Source organism: Sphingobium sp. Cam5-1 (assembly GCF_015693305.1).
Classification (GTDB): Bacteria; Pseudomonadota; Alphaproteobacteria; order Sphingomonadales; family Sphingomonadaceae; genus Sphingobium.
Window position 1 is genome coordinate 115,752 of record NZ_CP065139.1, and the last position, 14,312, is coordinate 130,063.

Here is a 14,312-nt window from a genome sequence, read left to right on the forward strand (position 1 = left end):
CCATGTCCAACCCCGAAACCGCCGCCGCATCCGACGCGCGCACCCCGCCTGTCGCCGTATGGCAGATCCTTGAGAAGCTGAAAGGGCAGGACCTGCTCGATTGGCGGCTGGCCGAGGTCAAGGATCGCGCATCTATCGAAGAGCGTAATCTTAATATCGGCATTCCTTTTGGCTGGTATCCGATCCTGCTCTCTTCGGAATTGCAGGTCGGCGAGGTGAAGCCGTTGCGTTACTTCTCCAAGGATTTGGCGATCTGGCGCGGCGAAGATGGCAAGATCCGCATGCTGGACGCCTATTGCAAGCATCTGGGCGCGCATATGGGCCATGGCGGCAAGGTGCATGGCAATTTGCTGGAGTGCCCTTTCCACGCCTGGCGCTATGATGGTGACGAGGCGGTGGTGAAGGAGGTTCCCTATGCCCGCAACATCCCGCCGCAGGTGAAGCGCAAATGCACGCGCAACTGGCACATTACCGAAGCGAACCGCTTTATCTGGGCCTGGTATCATCCACAGGATGAAGCGCCGCTGTTCGATGTGGCAGTACTGCCGGAGGCGAGCGACCCTGAATGGACCGATTACGAGGTCCACGAGTGGAATGTCTGGGGTTCGCTCCAGAATATGGCGGAAAATGGCGTGGACGTTGCGCATTTCCGGTTCATTCACGGCACGGCCAATGTGCCGTTGGGTGAGTTGCGCTGGGGCGAGTGGGGCCGGGGCGCGGATGTAAAGGCCAAGATGGGCACGCCCTGGGGCGAGGTCGATGGCTGCATCAGCTATGACACGATGGGGCCGGGGCAAAGCTGGACGCGCTTCACCGGCATTTCGGAGACGCTGCTGGTTGCCTGCCTGGCTCCGGTTGAGTTGGATCATGTGCATGTCCGCTTTTGCTTCACCCAGCCCAAGGCGCAGGCGGAAGGCGAGCGGGCGGGCGTTGCCAAGGCGATCATCCGCGACATCTGCAAGCAGTTCGATCAGGACAAGGTGGTGTGGGACCGGCAGAAGTTCGAGCCGAACCCGATCATCTGCGATGGTGACGGCCCGATCCCGCAATTCCGCAAATATTATGCACGCTATTATGCGGATCGGGATGCGGCGGCAGAGGCATAGCGCGGATTACGTCCATTGCACCCACCAGGCCCGTTCGGGCTGTTCGAACGAGCCGCTTGTCTCATTCGAATGTAGAAGCCCTCTTCTTCTTCAAAAAGAGAGTGAGGCCCTTCGACAGGCTCAGGGCGAACGGGGCGGGGGTGGATGATCCCCTATGGCTGTCACGCCAAAGGAACCTCTTGGAGAGATAGAAATGGACATGACACGCCGGGAAACAGTGGCAGGCGGTGCGGCGCTTGTGGGGCTGGCGGGCACTGGCAAGGCTGCGACGCCGCGCTCCACTCCGCTCGACACGCATGACGCCATGGGTCTGGCTGAACTTGTCGCCAAGAAGCAGGTTTCGCCCGGCGAGTTGCTGGAGGAGGCGATCGGGAAGGCGGAGGCGCTGAATCCGCGGTTCAACTTCCTTGCGCAGAAACATTATGATTATGGCCGTGCTGCGATCGCCAAGGGTTTGCCGCAAGGGCCGTTTAGCGGCGTTCCCTGGCTGCTGAAGGACCTGAATACCTATATTGCGGGCCTGCCGACGGAGAATGGCAGCCGCTTCTATAAGGGCTACAAGCCTGAAGTGACGTCCGAGCTGGTGCGGCGCATTGAGAAGGCGGGCTTTGTCATCTTCGGCAAGACTACGGTGCCGGAATTGGGACTGACCGGCACGACCGAGAACAAGCTGACGGGCGACACGCGCAACCCTTGGGACGTGAGCCGGATCACTGGCGGATCGTCGGGCGGTGCAGCAGCAGCGGTGGCTGTAGGCGTACTGCCCGCCGCGCACGCGACCGACGGCGGCGGGTCGATCCGCATTCCGGCGTCCTGTTGCGGGCTGTTCGGATTGAAGCCTAGCCGGGGGCGCGTACCGATGGGACCGCCGCGCACAGAAGGCTGGGGTGGACTGTCTGTGCATCATGCCGTCACCCGCAGCGTTCGGGACTCCGCCGCCATATTGGATGCGACGCAGGGACCGGAGCCGGGCAGCCGCTATGCCGCGCCGACGCCGGGCGAGACTTTCCTGTCGCAAGTGGGGCAGGCTCCCGGACGGTTGCGGATAGCGTTGATGCTGAATGCGCCTGCCGGTTCGCCCGTCGACCCGGAATGCGTGGAAGCGGCGCGCAAGGCGGCGCGGTTGTGCGAGAGCCTGGGTCATCATGTCGAGGAAGCAGCGCCCAAGCTGGACATTGCGGCGATGGGGGCGGCGAGTTTCGTGCTGATCGGTTCGTCGGTGGCTGCGGACATGATGGATCGCGCGAAGGCGACCGGCATCGCGATCGGGCCGGATGTGCTGGAGCCGATTACGCTGGGCTTTGTCGGCTATGGGCAGAAGGCGACCGGCATGGACTTTGCCCGCGCTAACAACACGCTCCAGGCGGCGGCGATCGCCATGGCGCAGTTCATGGCGAATTATGACGTGATCCTATCGCCGACATTGGCCGCCCCGCCGCTGAAGCTGGGGCAGATCAACCTGACGCCTGATGTCGATTTTGCGGCGTGGGGACAACGCGCGGCGGTCTTCTCGCCCTTTACCCAGGTTGCAAACATGACCGGCCAGCCTGCCATGTCGGTGCCGCTCGCCATGTCATCGGCGGGTCTGCCGATCGGGGTGATGTTTACGGGACGCTATGGCGACGAGGCGCTGCTGTTTCGCCTAGCCGGGCAGTTGGAAGGCGCCGCGCCGTGGAAGAACAGGCGCCCGGCGATTTGATATATTGGAGAATATGATGCGCGGATTGGAAGGCAAGGCGGGGATCGTCGCGGGCGGCGGGCGCGGTATTGGCGCGGCGACGGCGCGGCGGCTGGTGGCCGAAGGGGCATCAGTCGTGATCGGCGACATTGTCGGCGAGTGGGCGCAAGGGACCGCGCGCGCCATTCGCGAGCAGGGCGGACGGGCGATCGGCGTGGTGCTTGACGGCACGAAGGCGGCGTCTCAGGCGGCGATCGTTGAGGCCGCCTTGTCCGAGTTCGGGCGGCTCGACTTCTACCACAGCAATCTGGCGGGTAGCACCGAAGGGGACATCGATGTGCTGAACTGTTCGGAAGAGGTGCTGGATCGGTCCTTCGCCATCAACGCCAAGAGCCATTTCCTGGCGACCCAGGCGGCGCTTCCAGTGCTGCTGGAGCGTGGGGGTGGCGCGATGATCTATACCTCATCGGGTGCCGCCATTTCGGGCAATCCTATGCAGGTAGCCTATCCCATGACGAAGAATGCGCTGCATGCGCTCGTCCGGCATGTTGCCCGCAAGTTCGGTAAGCAGGGCATCCGCGCCAACGGCATTTGCCCTGGCGTCGTCCTGACCGAAGCGGTCGCCCAGCATCTGACGCAGGATTATGTGGATGGGATGCTGGAGAATTTGCCGCACCGCCGCCTCGGCAAGCCCGACGACATTGCGGGTGCGGTTGCTTTCCTCGCTTCCGACGACGGGGAATGGGTAAACGGGCAGCTTTGGCATGTGAATGGCGGATCGCTTTTGCGAGACTGATGGCATGCTCCCTGCTTCCAATCCTTGGGTGGTGCTGGCGATGCTGCTGGCCGGAAGATGCGCTTTCGATTCGACCTTCTGGCCCTTTGCTGGCAAGAGCAGCGGTTGAAAGAGGTTGAGTGGGTATATGAGCGAGACGTTTGCGTTCGACGAGACGGACCGGAAGATTGTCGAACAGCTGCGGCAAAATGGCCGGGCGACCAATCAGCAGATCGCGGAATCCCTCAACCTGATCGCTTCCACAGTTTCGACGCGCATTCGGCGGATGGAGGATGCGGGGATGCTGCGCGTTGTGGCCGTGTCCGATTTTGCGGTGCATGGCTATCATGTCCTCATCCACCTGGCGGTTCAGGTGAGTGGCCGGTCGGCATTGGATGTAGCGGAAGAACTGGCTGTATTTCCTGAAGTCTTCGCTGCGCATCTGGTGACGGGTAATTATGAGATCAGCCTGCTCTTGACGCTCCGTGACATTGATGAGCTTCCCTCGTTGATCACGGATCGTTTGTCGAAGGTGCGGGGAATAAGATCGATGACGCCTGCGATCGGGCTCGACATCGTCCGCTATGGCTTGGACACCGCCCCGATCGATCGCAGGAGGCTTGCATGAGGAGGCCTGATCTCGACGAGCTGGACCACCAGCTGATCGACATATTGGCGCAGGATGCGCGCGTTTCCAACCGCAAGATCGCGGCCGATCTTGGCGTGAACGAGGGCACCGTTAGGGGCCGCATCAAGCGGTTGCAGCAGGAAAAGCTCATCGCCTTCACCGCGCTGACGGGCTTGAAGCTGGAGAAGGCGACCAATGTGGCTTTCGTCGCGGTGCAGGCGGATGTCAGCCATGTCCGCCAGATCGCGCGTGAGATCGCGCATATACCGCTGGTTAAGGCTGTGATGATCACTTTGGGGCCGTGTAACATCATGGCGACATGCCTGTATGATGACCTCGACAACCTTCACAAGATGGCATCGGGGCAGATCCTGTCGATGGAGGGTGTGAATCACGTCGAAACCTCCCTGGCGGTCAGGACTGTGAAGTTCAGCAACCGCGTAGTTCGGATCACCGACGCACAGACGGCTAGCAGTTCATAAATTCAAGTTGAACAATCAAATTCGGAATTTCAATATTTTCAAATTCCGCATATGAGCGCTTGAAAAGGAAAATAAGCTCATATAGCAGGATGTGAACGGCGTTTGGCAGTATATGACTGCCGATCGTCAATGGCAGGAGAGGGCCGCCGCGTCATTGGATGGCTGATGTCTCGCACCGTTGGGTGTCGGGGCAAGGATCTCCGCCAGCATATTTAAAGGCGGCCGAGATGGAATTCGCATTTACCGACGAACAACAAATGATCGCGGAGACGGCGCGCAGCTTCTTCGCCGAGAATGCCACCAGCGAGCGCACGCGCAACGCGATGGCGGGCGACGGCATCGACCGGGCGCTTTGGCAGGCTTTCTGTCAGGAACTGGGGCTATCGGGCATCGGACTTCCGGAAAGCGCTGGCGGCGCGGGCCTAGGCATGGTCGAGCTGGCGATCATCGCTGAGGCGGCAGGTGCTCAGGTGGCGGCATTGCCCATGCTGAGCAGTCTCGTGCAAGCGGCTCAGGCGCTTGCGGCTGGCGGTGATGCGGAGCAGCAGAATGAGTGGTTGCCGCGCCTGATCTCTGGAGAGGTGATTGGCGGTTATTTCTATGGTGCGGACATCCGGTCGGATGGCGACCGGCTGACGGGCGGATCGCGGTTCGTCGCTCATGGCGCCTCTGCCGACATGTTCGTAGTGACCGACATGCGGCAGGTCTGGATTGTCCGCGCGGATGCCCCGGGCGTCAGCGTGGCGAGCCAGACGAGCATGGACCAGACCCGGCCCTTGGCTCATGTGCAGCTGGACAATGTGGCGGGGGAGCGGCTTGCTGACCCGGTGGCGGCGCTGGCCGCTGTCCATCGCGCTGGGTTCATCGCCGCAGCGGCGGAAGCGTTGGGCGGCGCGCAGGCGTGCCTCGACCGGACCGTCGATTATTCCAAGGAGCGTATCCAGTTCGGTCGGCCGATTGGGTCGTTCCAAGCCTATAAGCACAGGCTGGCGGACATGATGGTGGAGATCGAGCAGGCTCGGTCGGCGGTATATTGGGCCGCCTGCGCCGTGGATGAGAGTGCCGAAGAGGCGGAGATGGCCATTCATGCCGCCAAATCCTTTGCCACCGACACATATTTCCGCTGCGCCGGTGACATGATCCAGCTGCACGGCGGCATCGGTTTCACCTGGGAGCATGACGCGCATCTGTTTTTCAAGCGCGCCCGTGCGCTTCAGACGATGCTGGGCACCAATGTCGGGCATCGTGAGAAGATCGCCACGATGATTCTGGGAGAAGCGGCATGAAACTCGGATTTTCTCCAGAAGAGGAGTTGTTCCGGCAGGAGTGCGCGGACTGGTTGAACGGTCAGATGGCGGGCGAATTTCGCGACATCAAGGGCATCACCAAGCTGACCGGCAGCCCGGAACGGCGCAAGGAGTGGGAGCAGCAGCTTGCCGCGCATCGCTGGTCCTGCATCGGGTGGCCATCGCAATGGGGCGGGCGCGACGCAACATTGGCGCAGCAGGTAATCTTTGCCGAGGAATATGCCCGTGCGGGCGTTCCGGGGCGCGTCAACCATATCGGCATCGAGCTTGCTGGTCCCACAATCCTGACATTCGGCACCGAGGAGCAGAAGCAGCGCTTTCTGCCGGGCATTGCGGGCGGCAAGACGATCTTCTGTCAGGGCTTTTCGGAGCCCAATGCCGGTTCGGACCTTGCCAGCGTGAGAACGAAGGCGCGGCTTGAAGACGGCGAATGGGTGGTGAACGGCCAGAAAATCTGGACGAGCCTTGCTCATATTTCCGACTGGATCTTCGTCGTGACGCGGACGGAGGAAGGGTCGCAGGGGCCGAAGGGCCTCACCTTCCTGATGATGCCGATCGACCAGCCGGGTATCGAGATACGCGGTATCCGCCAGATCAATGGCGATGCGGAGTTCAACGAAACCTTCTTCACCGATGCGCGGTGTCCGGCCGACAGCCTGATCGGCGCGGTGGGCGATGGGTGGCGGATCGCGATGGGCCTGCTGGCATTCGAGCGGGGCGTGTCGACGCTGGGTCAGCAAATGGGATTCCGCAATGAACTGGATGAGATCATCGCGGCGGCCAAGGCCAATGGAGCGGCGAATGATCCCTTGATCCGTCAGCGTCTCGCCAAAGCGGAAGTGGGCCTGCGTCTGATGCGTTACGGAGCCTTGCGCATGCTGTCGCAAACCGATCATTCCAAGATCGACGGCGCGGCGCTGACCTACAAGATTCAGTGGGCGAGTTGGCGCCGCGACCTTGGGGAACTCGCCATGGACGTGCTGGGCCAAGGCGGCGAGATCAGCGATCATGCCGAATATGAATGGGATACGCTGCCCAATCTGTTCCTCTTCTCTCGGGCCGACACCATTTACGGTGGCACCAACCAGATTCAGCGTAACCTGATCGCGGAGCGGGGGCTGGGCCTGCCGCGTGAACCGCGCGGGAACGCCTGATCGGTGGAGGAGGAAGATGCCTTTGAGCGATTGAAGAACCTGCCGCCGCGGGGACATCATGCGTTGCTGGGCATATATACTGTAGATCACGGGGCGGATTGGGCGGAGTTGGCTTGTCCTTTCGCTCCCGAGTTTCTGATGGATGCCGATGCGGGCCTGGTATCGTCCGGGCCGATCATATCGCTGGTCGATGCGGCAGCAGGTTCCGCGATCATCGCGCGCACGCGGCAGTGGCGTGGGATGGCTACGCTCGACCTGCATATCGATTATCTGCGGCCAGCAAGGGCAGGGCACAGCCTGCACGCGCGCGCCCATTGCCATCATATAACGCGCAAGGTCGCTTTCACCCGTTGCGATGTTCATGATGGTGACCCGCAAGCGCCGATCGCCACGGCAACCGCCAGCTTCTTTTTCACCGACGAGTCATGATCGTTCGCACTCCCTATGCGCAGATGCTGGGCATCCGGAGCGTTGTGCTGGATGGCGATACCGCCGTCCTGATGATGCCCGCTGCTCCTTCGCTCGAAGGACGGTCGGGTTTTCTATATGGTGGCGTCATCGCCAGTCTGCTGGAACTCGCATGTCTTGAGGCCGTCGCGCAGGATCGGAGGGAGCCCTGGCCCAAGCCGATGAACATGTCGTTCGACTTCCTGCGCGGTGGACTGATGGTGGACAGCTATGCGCAGGCCCGGCTTATCCGTGTGGGGCGAAGGGTAGTGAACGCCGATGCCATTTGCTGGCAGGCGGATCGGGACAAGCCCATAGCGACGGGTCGCATGCACCTGCTGCTGGACTGAAGCAAAGGGCGCAGGCCAACATGGTCGGTCGACCAAAATCGCCTGGCGATCGGGATGCTTATGTGGCCGATGCCGGGAGAAGGGGGCCTTGATTGACGCATGACAGGCAACTTTTTCGTCGCTCATGACTTGGCATGATCATCAACCCTCTAGCGACCAGCAAGGGAGAAGTTCATGGCGCAGACTCGTGAGCAGCGTGGCGAAAAGGAAACCAAAGCGGCTGTCGCCAAGGTAAAGAAGACAGGCAAGGCCACAGGTGGCGCGCGCGGAGGGATCACCGCGCCGGTTACGCCCTCTCCTGAGCTGGCCGACATTATTGGCGATAGCAAGATTCCGCGAAGCGAAGTGGTCAAGAAGATCTGGGCCTACATAAAGACAAATGACCTCCAAAATCCGAAGGACAAGCGAGAGATATTGGCCGATGACAAGCTGGAAAAGATATTCGGAGGCAAGAAGGCCAGCATGTTCGAAATGAACAAGCATTTGGCGAAGCATCTCAAGGCTTGAGATGGATATTCAGACGACCTGCCTGAAATGAGAGGAAGGCCCTCTGCGCTGAATGCGAAGAGGGCCTTCCTTACAGCGCATTAGCGCGGGTTGCGTGTCAGGCCCGGCCGAACTGGGCGATCAACAACCATGTTCCTCCCGCAATCAGCAGGAAGATAATAAGCGCGCTCCAGGCCGATGCGAACCGCAGCGTTGGCCGATCCCCTGACCATTTCCGCGTTCCGATGATCATTGGTCCGACAAGATTGTCGCGCCGATGGATCAGATAGAAAAGAACGGCCACGACATGAAGAGCGGTGAGGGCAAGGATGGCGTTGAAGATGAAGGCGTGCCATTCCGCAGCGACGCGGCCGGTTTCGAAATCGACCAGATAGGAAAAGGGACCGGACTCCATGCCGTCGATATCCACAGAAAAGAAGCCGAGCCCCACCTGCACTGCGAGGATGGTGATCATCGCGATCACACTCCAGCCGCCAACCGGATTATGGCCAGCGGCTGGCGTCGCGGCCCGATTGAACATATGGCCGCGGATATAGCGAAGGAGTGTTGATGGGCCGCCAACGAAGTTGGAGAAACGGGCCGTGCTGCTGCCCGCGAAACCCCAGATCAGACGGAAGAGCAGCAGCGCAAAAATGCTGTAACCGGCGAGCCGATGCCAATCCAGCATTCGCTCTTCAGCGGCCCACCAGGCGAAACCCAGCAGCGGCACCAGCGTCCAGTGAAACAAGCGGATCGGCAGATCCCAGATACGCAGGCGCACCGGCGCGCCGCTCACTTCCGCATCCACCATCAAAGCTCCGCGCGGAAACGATCGTGGCAGCTTTTGCAGGTGCCACCCAAGCTGGTGCGTGCCGCGCCAAGCCCGGCCACATTGCCGCTGGCGGCGGCGGCATCCAGGGCCTTTGCAGCCGTGATCATGTCGCCCTGAAGCTTCACGAAGGCAGCGTTATCCTTCCAGATTTCGGTCTTGGCGCGTGTCTTGATTCCGGATTCCGGACCGCTGCCCTTCGGGAAATATTTGGGCAACAACGCGGCGCGAGTGGCAATATCACGCGCCAGCGGGCGGACGCTGTTCATGTCGGGTGATCCGGACTTCAGCTCATCATTGATGCTTTTGAAAGCTCCGCCAATCTCCTTGTAGCTGGCTTGGCGCGCCTTGATCGCGTTGGTCACCGCAGGTGTGGCGGCATAGGCCGCGTAGCTCGCGGCCAAGCCGAGGGTTGCCAAAGCCAGGGAGTAGGGAAGCTTCATCTTCTGCCTCATTCTTTCTGTGATCGTCACGCCAATATTTCGCCGATGGGTCGCTTGGTATTCATGGCATCCATGCCCCATGAGTCGACCGAAATTCCCATAAGCTGTTGAAGTGTCAAGCCGACACGGCTGATCGACTCTCCATTGCCATGGACGTGGATGCCGGATTTGACCTTTCCGCCTGCGCGCCCAGCCAGCATCACCGGAATGCCCAGAACATCATGGTTCTTGGCATAGGATACGTCCGAATGCGCAAATACCAGTGTGTTGTCGAGCAGGGTTCCGTCGCCTTCCTTAATCGCGGCGAGGGCCGACACGAAATCCGCCCAGGCTTCCATGCTGCGGGTGGCGAAGAAATCCACGGTCGGCTGATACCCGATGGCCCGGTCGATCATTTCCTCATGCGTGTTCTGGTGATAGCCCGTCGTTTGGCCCGCTTGACGCAGATCGGATGCTGCTGTCGAAAAGTTCATGTTGAACACGCGGGTCTGGTTGCAGGCCAGCGCCATCGCCAGCATCTGCGCCATCAGCTTGTGATTGATCTTCCGTTGCTGAACATCCGTGATGTCGCCTGACACGGCTGGTGCTTCGGCGGGTACGACACAGGCTTCGGCCGGGGGTGGCTTCTGCAACTGTAGCGCGAGCTTTCCTTCCATCTCGCGGACGGAGGTGAAATATTGGTCCAGGCGGGCCTTGTCGGTCGCGCCCAGATTGGCTTCCAGTGCGCGGCGTTGTTCGGTAACCCCGGACAATACGCTCCGGCGCACCATGATGCGCGGATCGGGCTTGAAATCGGCCTTGTTGGGATCGTTGAAGTCCGGCCCGAAAATCTTGCGGTAAAATTCGACCGGGCTTGGCGTGGCGGCATTCATGCTGCGTCCGTCGCGGAACGAATAGCTGGTGCGTGCATTGCCGTCCGCTGAAAGATCAAGCGAACGGAAGAAGGAGCCGCCGCCGATCGCATCGCCGATAAGGACGTCTAGCGTAGGTGCCCGAATGGCGAGCCAATCGTCCGCGGGCGCGCCTGTGCGCACGGCGGTGTTGCCCGACAGATGAGGCAGATTGCCCTTGCCATCCAGCATCACGTCGAACCCGGTCAGGACGCTTACATGCTGCTTCACGGCGGCAATGGGCGCAAGCTGCGGGGGCAGGTCGTAATCGGCCCCCATGGACTTTGGCTGCCAGCGATCCGGGATCATCCCGCATCCCCAGAACCATGTGCCGAAGCGCACGGGTAGGCGCCCGCCCCCAAGCGTCGCGGCAAAGGCTGTGCCGTTATTGTCCAGAAATGCGTCCAGCAGGGGCAGTCCCAACGTAACTGCACCGCCACCCAATATTCCGCGCAGCAGGAAACCGCGCCGTGTCGTTCCATTCATCAACATCAGCCAGTCTCCTTTGATCTGCGAACAGTTGCCACGCGGCTTTCAGGAGCAAGGCGCGGCATGGCGTAAAATGCGGGGTCCAGCGCGATGGCGCGCATCAGGGATGGGAAGCGATAGCCGCCCGCCGAAAAGCCCTGGCTCAGTCGCGCTATCCCGGATTCGTCAGCTTCCGCCGGATTGCGTCCATGGGCGTAACGCCATGCCGACTGGACAAGGCAACTGCTGACGCGCGGGCTGTCGTGGAACAATTGCCCAAGAGCAGCGGCGCCATTATAGGCCTGCTTTTCGAAATCGCCGGTGACGTCAATCACCTCGTCATGTTCGACCTTTCGGAACTGGCCGACGCCGTCAAACTGTTCCAGCCCCAAACCTATAGGATCGGTGCGGCGGTGGCAGCTGGCGCATTCCTCATCATCAAGATGCGCCTGAAGCCGGGCGCGCGTAGTCTTGAGCGTCGGGTTATCGACATTCTGCACCACCGCGAAATTGACGTTCGCGGGCGGGGCGGGGATTTTCTCGCAAAGGAATATCTCGCGCAGCGCTACCCCGCGAAGTGTCGGTGAGGTGCGGCCCGGATGCGAATGCTGTGACAGCAGGCTGGCATGCGTGAGCAATCCGGTTCGCGGATCACCTTGCGGAAATTCATAAATATACCAGTCGGACTTGGTCACCGGCACGTCGTAAATCGGGCCAAGCGTGCGGTTCATCGCGATCGACCGCGTCGTGAAAAGATCGCGATAGTCACCCTTCCGATCCACCAGCAACCAGCTGATGGTGCGCAGCGTCTGGTCTCGCAGCGAAGTGCCGATGGCCTGCGAATAGGCGGGATAGATAAGGGAGTCCTTCGCCAGATCGTCCATTCCGTCCAAGCGCAGATAGTCTGTGAAGAAGGCGCGAACACCCTCATGGAACCGTGGCGAGGCGATCAGGCGATCGACGGCCTTGGCAAGTCCTGCCTGGGTGTCGAGCGCGCCGCTGCGTGCTTCGTCGAGCAATGTCTGGTCTGGCGCACTGTTCCATAACAGGAAGGAAAGGCGGCTTGCCTTCGACCATGCATCGACACTCCGGCGCGAGGGGGCAGGGCGATCTATACGGAACAGAAATTCGGGGCTGGTCAGCATTCCGCCAAGCGTTGCCGCCAGACCTGCGTGAAAATTCCCGAGCGTAGCGGCCGCCTCTGTCGCTGACCTTGTAAGAGCTGCAACTTCGCCCTCGCTCAAGGGGCGCCGATATAGTTGTGAGCCGACACGTTGAATAAACTGGCGGGCGCAAGCAGCGCCGTCCTTGTCCGCCGGAGTAGGTGCGCAACCGATCAGTTTTTCGCGATGCTGCTCGTCCGTCACCTGCGTCGCGATGCTGCGGGCTAACGTCTCATATTGTTCAAGGCCCGCTGCCGTCACGGAGACGGCGCTTGTGCCAACCGCCTGAAGTCCGTCGATGCGCAGATCTGGCTCAAACCGGCCGACAATCTTGATGTCGGGGCCGAAAATATCGGCGATGACGCTGCGATACTGGCTTTCCGTCAGTCGCCGGATTTGACTCGGAGGGGTGTCCGCATGCGTTTCGTCGGCGCGCGCTCCGTTGAGGGCGATGCTGAGCCCAAGGGTGAGGCAGGCGCCAGCTAGGGCAAGCGAGGGAAGGGCGCGCACCTTCATGGACGCACCTCGCTTTGTGCGACTTGGCTGGGCGCAGCAAGGAAGGCCTTTACGCCGACGAAATCATAGGCCGACGATATGGCAGTGAAGCGGCCAGTGCGCGGATCACGATAGCCATCTGCCAGACGATCAATCGCCTTGCGAACGCCGGGGCAGGATACTCGCGTCAGATTGGCGCCATTCTGCGTCATCTGTTCGATGGAGTCATAGAAGCTGTCCAGCGTGTAATAGCCAAAGATGCTGCCTTCTATCGAGCCATCAGGGCTGAACTTGGCACGCAGCCGGGCGCCCCGGATGTGGCGCGGTGCATCCACTATCTGTTCCTTGTAGTTCATCGTCAGATCAACGGGGTCCGTCGTCAGGACGCCGCCTGTAATGTGGCCTGAGACCGTAGCGCGAAGCCGGGGATCGGGATCGGGCGTAAAGGTGGCGCGGGCGAGCGGGCCGCCACGCCCGTCGCGGGTCAGCGGTTCACTGACAGCAAGAATGGTGACGCGTACTTCAGGGTCATCCTGAAGGCTGTCGACGCCGCGAAGCTCGATTACAGTGGGCGCGCGGGCCGAGATCATGGTTTTACCCGCAACTTCTTCCTTGCCGTTTTCGCGAAAGGTGGAAACGCAGCCGACGGCACGCCAAAGCCGGTTATCGACGCCGTTCGTGCCATCTGGCCCTTCGAAATCCAATTTTCCGTCTTTACCATCCAGGTTGATACCGGCGGCAACCTTGCCCTCATAGGTTTTGAAGTTCTTCGCCAATGCCGGGAAATCGGCGGGGTTGGAGCAGGCGCTGTAGACCACTTCGCGCTTCTGGAAGGCGAGCCGCCCGGCGCCTTTGGGTAAACCGTTCAGGGCGCCGATCGCCGCCGCCAGCTCCTGCGTTGGCTCTGCCTTTGGATCGTAGCCCGGCGGGAAGATCACGGAAGATGAGCGGTCGCCGCGAAGAAATATTCTGCGGAATTTGAAATATTCGTTCATCCGCTGCTCAAGTTCCTGCCGCTTTTCCTTACCGGCATATTTGGCCTGCTCGGCAGGCGGCAGCATGGCATAGAAACGATCGAGGTCACCGCTATCGGGAACTGGGCAGCTATCCTTTTCCCCACCTTGGGCAAGATAGATATTGCTGAGTACGAAGGCATGCACGCCGACTTCACCGCCCGTGGGGGCGTCGGCACCGATGAGGGACGCCGCGATCAGGGGTAGGACCACATATGCTCTGGTCGACCGATTGGCGGTCGATCCCTTTCTGCCCTTCATATAATCCTCTCTGATGCCGCTTTATGCGAGCGCTTCAGTTTTCATGACTCTTCCTGCGTTTTGCCACCACCCCAAAATCGATCATGTAGCGCGGCAATTTCGCGCATCCATTTTACGCCAAAACCCGAAACAGAAAGATTTATCCTGGGCGTTGGATCGACTAGCTTGATCGAAAATCAAGGGAAGTACCAATGCGGCCATTGCAGACGGAATCCGGCGAATGGCATCTTGCCGAGAGCGTGGCTGAGCGCGTGCTCGCCATTTAGGCCCAGTCGGCCCGAAGCTGCGATTTTGGTCATCTTGGAGAACACGTCGGGAACGGGCTGGTTGTTGTTGA

Annotated in this window: 15 protein-coding genes; 10 read left to right on the forward strand and 5 right to left on the reverse strand. The window is 60.7% G+C overall.

The genetic code is table 11. The features are described from left to right. Window positions 1-2 precede the first annotated feature (2 nt). The 10 genes from IZV00_RS14670 (at window position 3) to IZV00_RS14715 (ending at window position 8,434) form a co-directional block, all read left to right on the forward strand. A complete protein-coding gene (locus IZV00_RS14670) occupies window positions 3-1,106 on the forward strand; it encodes a Rieske 2Fe-2S domain-containing protein (protein ID WP_196227170.1) in 1,104 nt (367 codons plus the stop codon). Between the two features lie 193 nt (window positions 1,107-1,299). Continuing rightward, on the forward strand, window positions 1,300-2,805 hold the full coding sequence (locus IZV00_RS14675) for an amidase (protein ID WP_196227171.1): 1,506 nt from the start codon (window positions 1,300-1,302) through the stop codon (window positions 2,803-2,805). Between the two features lie 13 nt (window positions 2,806-2,818). Beyond that, window positions 2,819-3,580, forward strand: a complete 762-nt coding sequence (locus IZV00_RS14680; protein WP_230463440.1) for an SDR family NAD(P)-dependent oxidoreductase — start codon at window positions 2,819-2,821, stop codon at window positions 3,578-3,580. Between the two features lie 127 nt (window positions 3,581-3,707). After that, complete coding sequence (locus IZV00_RS14685; RefSeq protein ID WP_196227172.1) at window positions 3,708-4,187, forward strand: Lrp/AsnC family transcriptional regulator; 480 nt, start codon at window positions 3,708-3,710, stop codon at window positions 4,185-4,187. Further along, window positions 4,184-4,669, forward strand: coding sequence for an Lrp/AsnC family transcriptional regulator (locus tag IZV00_RS14690; RefSeq protein ID WP_196227173.1), 486 nt, complete (start codon window positions 4,184-4,186; stop codon window positions 4,667-4,669). Before IZV00_RS14685 ends, IZV00_RS14690 begins: the two co-directional genes overlap by 4 nt. 227 nt (window positions 4,670-4,896) lie before the next feature. Then, entirely contained in the window at window positions 4,897-5,955 is a 1,059-nt protein-coding gene (locus tag IZV00_RS14695) for an acyl-CoA dehydrogenase family protein (RefSeq protein ID WP_196227174.1), read from the forward strand. After that, a complete protein-coding gene (locus IZV00_RS14700; RefSeq protein ID WP_196227175.1) occupies window positions 5,952-7,130 on the forward strand; it encodes an acyl-CoA dehydrogenase family protein in 1,179 nt (392 codons plus the stop codon). The genes IZV00_RS14695 and IZV00_RS14700 overlap by 4 nt, the downstream gene beginning before the upstream one ends. A gap of 3 nt (window positions 7,131-7,133) precedes the next feature. Next, window positions 7,134-7,559, forward strand: coding sequence for a PaaI family thioesterase (locus tag IZV00_RS14705; protein ID WP_196227176.1), 426 nt, complete (start codon window positions 7,134-7,136; stop codon window positions 7,557-7,559). Further along, the gene (locus tag IZV00_RS14710) at window positions 7,556-7,927 is read left to right on the forward strand and encodes a PaaI family thioesterase (protein ID WP_196227177.1); all 372 of its coding nucleotides are present in this window, start codon (window positions 7,556-7,558) and stop codon (window positions 7,925-7,927) included. The genes IZV00_RS14705 and IZV00_RS14710 overlap by 4 nt, the downstream gene beginning before the upstream one ends. 174 nt (window positions 7,928-8,101) lie before the next feature. After that, window positions 8,102-8,434, forward strand: a complete 333-nt coding sequence (locus IZV00_RS14715) for an SWIB/MDM2 domain-containing protein (RefSeq protein ID WP_196227178.1) — start codon at window positions 8,102-8,104, stop codon at window positions 8,432-8,434. Between the two features lie 97 nt (window positions 8,435-8,531). On the opposite strand, the gene IZV00_RS14720 is transcribed toward IZV00_RS14715, so the two are convergent. The 5 genes from IZV00_RS14720 to IZV00_RS14740 are packed head-to-tail and all read right to left on the reverse strand — an operon-like array spanning window position 8,532 to window position 13,975. After that, entirely contained in the window at window positions 8,532-9,224 is a 693-nt protein-coding gene (locus tag IZV00_RS14720) for a cytochrome b/b6 domain-containing protein (RefSeq protein WP_196227179.1), read from the reverse strand. After that, window positions 9,224-9,685 (reverse strand): c-type cytochrome, encoded by a 462-nt coding sequence (locus IZV00_RS14725; protein WP_196227180.1) that lies wholly within the window; start codon window positions 9,683-9,685, stop codon window positions 9,224-9,226. Before IZV00_RS14725 ends, IZV00_RS14720 begins: the two co-directional genes overlap by 1 nt. 26 nt (window positions 9,686-9,711) lie before the next feature. Then, a complete protein-coding gene (locus tag IZV00_RS14730; protein WP_230463441.1) occupies window positions 9,712-11,067 on the reverse strand; it encodes a DUF1552 domain-containing protein in 1,356 nt (451 codons plus the stop codon). After that, the gene (locus tag IZV00_RS14735; protein WP_196227181.1) at window positions 11,067-12,722 is read right to left on the reverse strand and encodes a DUF1592 domain-containing protein; all 1,656 of its coding nucleotides are present in this window, start codon (window positions 12,720-12,722) and stop codon (window positions 11,067-11,069) included. The genes IZV00_RS14730 and IZV00_RS14735 overlap by 1 nt, the downstream gene beginning before the upstream one ends. Then, window positions 12,719-13,975, reverse strand: a complete 1,257-nt coding sequence (locus tag IZV00_RS14740) for a hypothetical protein (RefSeq protein ID WP_196227182.1) — start codon at window positions 13,973-13,975, stop codon at window positions 12,719-12,721. Before IZV00_RS14740 ends, IZV00_RS14735 begins: the two co-directional genes overlap by 4 nt. Window positions 13,976-14,312: the final 337 nt, after the last annotated feature.

Excerpts from the sequence above, each read along its gene's own strand:
- IZV00_RS14685 (WP_196227172.1), top strand. The coding sequence starts at position 3,708 with ATGAGCGAGACGTTTGCGTTCGACGAGACGGACCGGAAGATTGTCGAA.
- IZV00_RS14675 (WP_196227171.1), top strand. The coding sequence starts at position 1,300 with ATGGACATGACACGCCGGGAAACAGTGGCAGGCGGTGCGGCGCTTGTG.
- IZV00_RS14725 (WP_196227180.1), bottom strand. The coding sequence starts at position 9,685 with ATGAAGCTTCCCTACTCCCTGGCTTTGGCAACCCTCGGCTTGGCCGCG.
- IZV00_RS14695 (WP_196227174.1), top strand. The coding sequence starts at position 4,897 with ATGGAATTCGCATTTACCGACGAACAACAAATGATCGCGGAGACGGCG.
- IZV00_RS14715 (WP_196227178.1), top strand. The coding sequence starts at position 8,102 with ATGGCGCAGACTCGTGAGCAGCGTGGCGAAAAGGAAACCAAAGCGGCT.
- IZV00_RS14710 (WP_196227177.1), top strand. The coding sequence starts at position 7,556 with ATGATCGTTCGCACTCCCTATGCGCAGATGCTGGGCATCCGGAGCGTT.
- IZV00_RS14740 (WP_196227182.1), bottom strand. The coding sequence starts at position 13,975 with ATGAAGGGCAGAAAGGGATCGACCGCCAATCGGTCGACCAGAGCATAT.
- IZV00_RS14680 (WP_230463440.1), top strand. The coding sequence starts at position 2,819 with ATGATGCGCGGATTGGAAGGCAAGGCGGGGATCGTCGCGGGCGGCGGG.
- IZV00_RS14720 (WP_196227179.1), bottom strand. The coding sequence starts at position 9,224 with ATGGTGGATGCGGAAGTGAGCGGCGCGCCGGTGCGCCTGCGTATCTGG.
- IZV00_RS14730 (WP_230463441.1), bottom strand. The coding sequence starts at position 11,067 with ATGTTGATGAATGGAACGACACGGCGCGGTTTCCTGCTGCGCGGAATA.
- IZV00_RS14670 (WP_196227170.1), top strand. The coding sequence starts at position 3 with ATGTCCAACCCCGAAACCGCCGCCGCATCCGACGCGCGCACCCCGCCT.
- IZV00_RS14690 (WP_196227173.1), top strand. The coding sequence starts at position 4,184 with ATGAGGAGGCCTGATCTCGACGAGCTGGACCACCAGCTGATCGACATA.
- IZV00_RS14700 (WP_196227175.1), top strand. The coding sequence starts at position 5,952 with ATGAAACTCGGATTTTCTCCAGAAGAGGAGTTGTTCCGGCAGGAGTGC.
- IZV00_RS14735 (WP_196227181.1), bottom strand. The coding sequence starts at position 12,722 with ATGAAGGTGCGCGCCCTTCCCTCGCTTGCCCTAGCTGGCGCCTGCCTC.